The following is a 3,488-nucleotide window of genomic DNA, read 5'->3' as shown; positions in this document are numbered from 1 at the left end:
CCGCCGTCAACGACGACGGTCTCGCCGGTCACATAGCTGGCTGCGTCAGACGCCAGGAAGACCGCGACCTTGCCGATGTCCTCGGGCTCGCCGTAGCGCTTCATCGGGATCTTCGTGTCAAGGAACCCCTGGCGCACCGCCCCCATCTGCTCGGCTGTCATCCCGCTGCCCTCCAGCGGCTGATGGGTTCCCGGCGTATCGATGCCACCGGGCGCGATCGCGTTCACCCGGACCTTGTGCGGCGCCATCTCGAGCGCGAAGCTCTTCGTGAACATGACCACGCCGCCCTTCGAGGCGTCGTAGGCGGCCAGACCCACCATCGAAGGGTGGAAGCCGTCGACGGACGCGATGTTCACGATGGCGCCGCCACGGCCGTGGTCCTTCATCAACGCAGCAGCGGCCTTCGAGCAGAACGCGAGTGCCTTCAGGTTGATCTCGTAGACCCGGTCGAACAGCGCACGCTCCATCTCGAGCATGGGCACCCGCGGGTAGATGCCGGCGTTGTTGACCAGCACGTCCACGGCCCCGTACCTGTCGACACACGCTCCGACGACACGGCTGCCGGCGTCTGCTGCGGTGACATCCAGCGTGATCCCATCGGCGGTGCCGCCCTCGTCACCCAGCTGCGCAGTGGCCTGCTCCGCGGCGTCACCGTCGACGTCGGCGATCAGCACGTTGGCGCCGGCACGCGCCATCCAGGTCGCACATCCCAGGCCGATCCCCATCGCACCGCCCGTGACGATGGCGCTCTTCCCCACCAGGCTGAAGGGTCCCCACTCGGACATGACAACTCCTTTGGTTGTCCGGACACCCCAATAGCGCGGGCGCGACGAGAACGGCAGGGCCCTTCGGCCCATTCGTGGCCTCCGATCGACGCTCTCACCGGGTCGTGGCGGCCGTCCAGTCAGCAGGCTGACCATGCGGCACGGACCAGGCGGGCCACAGTGCACCAGTACTGCGATCCCGTACGCTGGCTCCTCGACCGGATCTGCTCGTCGCCTCCCACTCACGTCGGCGAGGCGTGGTGAGCGTGGCGGTTCGCGGCATCGGCGCCGAGATGCAGCGACGTGATCGCGCCGCCGGCGAACCTCGCCGCCGCTCAGGCATGGTCCCCGCTCAGCCGTCGTCGCGCCTGGTCCGCACGGATCGCGTTGAGCAACTGGTCGGTCGGCGTGGTGGCCGCGTTGTCGGCCCAGAAGGCGTCGAGCAGCCTTCCTGCCGCAGCCGGGTCGTCATCGAGCAGCGCGTACCACGTGAGTAGGGCGCACACCGCGCCGCCCGACGTGCCACTCAACCCCGACGATCTCATGGTGTGACAACGCATCGGCGCCGGGCAGGCCCTTGGGCACGCCGGCCGTGAAGGCCGTGTGGCCGCCTCCGCCCTGACACGCGATCGCAACCCACGTCGCCGATCCGGCGCATGCTCCATCAGCTGCTCCCAGTCGCGGAGGCCACACCGGGTCGCGTGCTGCCGCCGGTCGACGGGACGGACGCGGCGCCGCACTGTAGGCGCGGCACCGAAGCGTGGTCGCCCCGCCGCCGGCCTGCCGTTTCGATCTCATGGCCGACGCCGTGGTACAGCCCGCTACCTCACCCGTTCTCCGCGTGATCCGCACATTCGTCGTCGGGTGACGCGGCGACGTGGCGCCCAGATCTGCTACGCGAGCTCGTGAACCCAGTGGGCGCGGCTCACTCAGTCCGTTGGCTTCGGGGTGTACTTGACTGTCTGCACACGGATCTGGCCGTCGTCGGTGAAGACGAACGTGTCAGTTCCGTCATCCACCTTGTTCTTCGCCGAGTCGGCTGTCCACTCCAGGTACAGGATGTCGCCCTCGAACACGGTCGCGGGTAGCGCCCACGAGGCGTCGGGCACCGTGTCGATCAGCTCGACGAATGCCTGCCGGACCCCTTCCCGTCCCCGCCTGACCGTGCCGTTGCCGATGAAGATCGCATCGTCGGTGTAGTCCGCGACGATCTCATCGATGTCCTGCGCTCCAAGGGCCTCCACGTGGTGCTGGAACGTTTCTTGCGGCGTGCGCGCCATGGCCGCTCCTCTCGTCGACGGGGACCGGAGGCGGTCCGGCTCCGTCGATCATTCAATCCGCCCCTCCCGATGCCGACAAGCGCCGTCGACATCCGCTTCGCGTAGATCGACACCCGCTTCGCGCAGATCGACACCCGCTTCGCGCAGATGCTGGGCAGCTTCAAGGCCAGGTCCACCGACGTCGTCGGGCGGTTCGAACGGCTGGAGCAGCGGCTCGACGCTTTGCGTCACGAGGTACTCGCAACCGTGCGCGGCGAGTTGCTCTCCGCGCTGAGCCACCAGACCCACCACATGATCTTCGCGATGATCGGCCCGGTGCTGAGCCTGGCCGCGCTCGCCCGTTTGACTGACCGCCCAGCGCTGGCTGGTTGCCAGCGGCCGGTGCGCTAGCCTTCCTGGCTGTTCGTCGATCGAAGATCGCGGTGCCCGCGAGCACGGAACGGCTTGAAGTCTTCGCCTACGTGACCGCCGACAAGGCGCTGCAGTACCGGGCGGTCAGCCGCGTGATGCTGCAGGCAAAGGAGCGGTTCCGCCTGCACCTGCGTCCCGCCGAGATCGTCGCGCTGGTCGCCGACGACGGGCTGGACGTCGAGACCGACGAGCTCACGGTGCTGCTCGCACAGCTCAGCGTCTGGGGCAACGTGCGCACGGACCGGAGGGCGGGACCCCACGGTGCGGGCGAGCGGCCAGCGCGTCCTGCGTGGCACCCGGACACCGCCGAAGTCGCCAGCGTGGAAGAGTTCTACCGTCCGCGCCACCTGTACCAGTTGACTCCCGAGGGCGAAGCGGCCGAGCGCGCGGTCCGCCACTTCGAGCAGACGCTGGTGCAGCCGGGCGCGCTGCAGACGACCGCGCTGCGCGACATTCGGGTGCTGTTGGCCGAGCTGGCGGTATTGACGGCCGACGACGAGACGGACACGGCGAAGGCGCATCGATCGCTGCTGGCACTGTCGGCGCGATTCGCCGAGCTGCGCGCTCTGGTCGTGCCGGTTAGCGTCGACTTCCACTCAGTGGAAGGTCGGACCACGCGATGACGACGCCGGACCGGCTGCGTGAGTTCGAGGAGCCGCCAGTCGACGGCGGGGCCCGGGCCGCTCTCCCCCGGCGCGACCCGCCGCGACTGCCGGCACTGGCATGACGGACGCCGCGCCCGCCACGCTGGCGCACGACGTCGCCGAGGGTGACCTGCTGTGGACGCCGGACGCCGACCGGATCGACCACGCGAGCCTGACCGCGTTCACCCGGTGGCTGCGCGATCAGTGTGGGGTCGCGATCACAGACGAGTACGGCGACCTGTTGCGCAGGTCCGCCGCCCACAGTGTCTGGTACGCGTCGTGGGTGCCGTCGACATCCTCATCGACGACCCGCAGCACGAGCGAGTGGTCATGGCGTGCCAGCACCGATTCGACGCCGGCGATGAAACCGGCGTAGAAGGGATGGCACG

At 69.0% G+C, this 3,488-nt stretch carries 6 protein-coding genes; 2 read left to right on the top strand and 4 right to left on the bottom strand.

What is annotated here, in order from left to right; translation table 11 throughout:
- The 3 genes from VK923_13600 to VK923_13590 form a co-directional block, all read right to left on the bottom strand.
- The coding region (locus tag VK923_13600) for an SDR family oxidoreductase (protein HSJ45709.1) at window positions 1-785 on the bottom strand (785 nt) is incomplete at its 3' end.
- A gap of 314 nt (window positions 786-1,099) precedes the next feature.
- Window positions 1,100-1,309, bottom strand: a complete 210-nt coding sequence (locus VK923_13595) for a hypothetical protein (GenBank protein ID HSJ45708.1) — start codon at window positions 1,307-1,309, stop codon at window positions 1,100-1,102.
- A gap of 384 nt (window positions 1,310-1,693) precedes the next feature.
- A complete protein-coding gene (locus tag VK923_13590) occupies window positions 1,694-2,044 on the bottom strand; it encodes a nuclear transport factor 2 family protein (protein HSJ45707.1) in 351 nt (116 codons plus the stop codon).
- Window positions 2,045-2,191: 147 nt separating this feature from the next.
- Here VK923_13590 and VK923_13585 point away from each other — a divergent pair, with 147 nt between their 5' ends.
- The gene (locus tag VK923_13585; GenBank protein ID HSJ45706.1) at window positions 2,192-2,434 is read left to right on the top strand and encodes a hypothetical protein; all 243 of its coding nucleotides are present in this window, start codon (window positions 2,192-2,194) and stop codon (window positions 2,432-2,434) included.
- 32 nt (window positions 2,435-2,466) lie between these two features.
- Window positions 2,467-3,078 (top strand): DUF2397 family protein, encoded by a 612-nt coding sequence (locus VK923_13580; protein ID HSJ45705.1) that lies wholly within the window; start codon window positions 2,467-2,469, stop codon window positions 3,076-3,078.
- 222 nt (window positions 3,079-3,300) lie between these two features.
- Here the strand turns inward: VK923_13580 and VK923_13575 are convergent.
- The coding region (locus VK923_13575; protein HSJ45704.1) for a hypothetical protein at window positions 3,301-3,488 on the bottom strand (188 nt) is incomplete at its 5' end.

This window comes from Euzebyales bacterium, assembly GCA_035461305.1.
Lineage (GTDB): Bacteria > Actinomycetota > Nitriliruptoria > Euzebyales > JAHELV01 > JAHELV01.
Note: the sequence above shows the minus strand (reverse complement) of the source record. Positions and strands in the feature narration are given on the sequence as shown.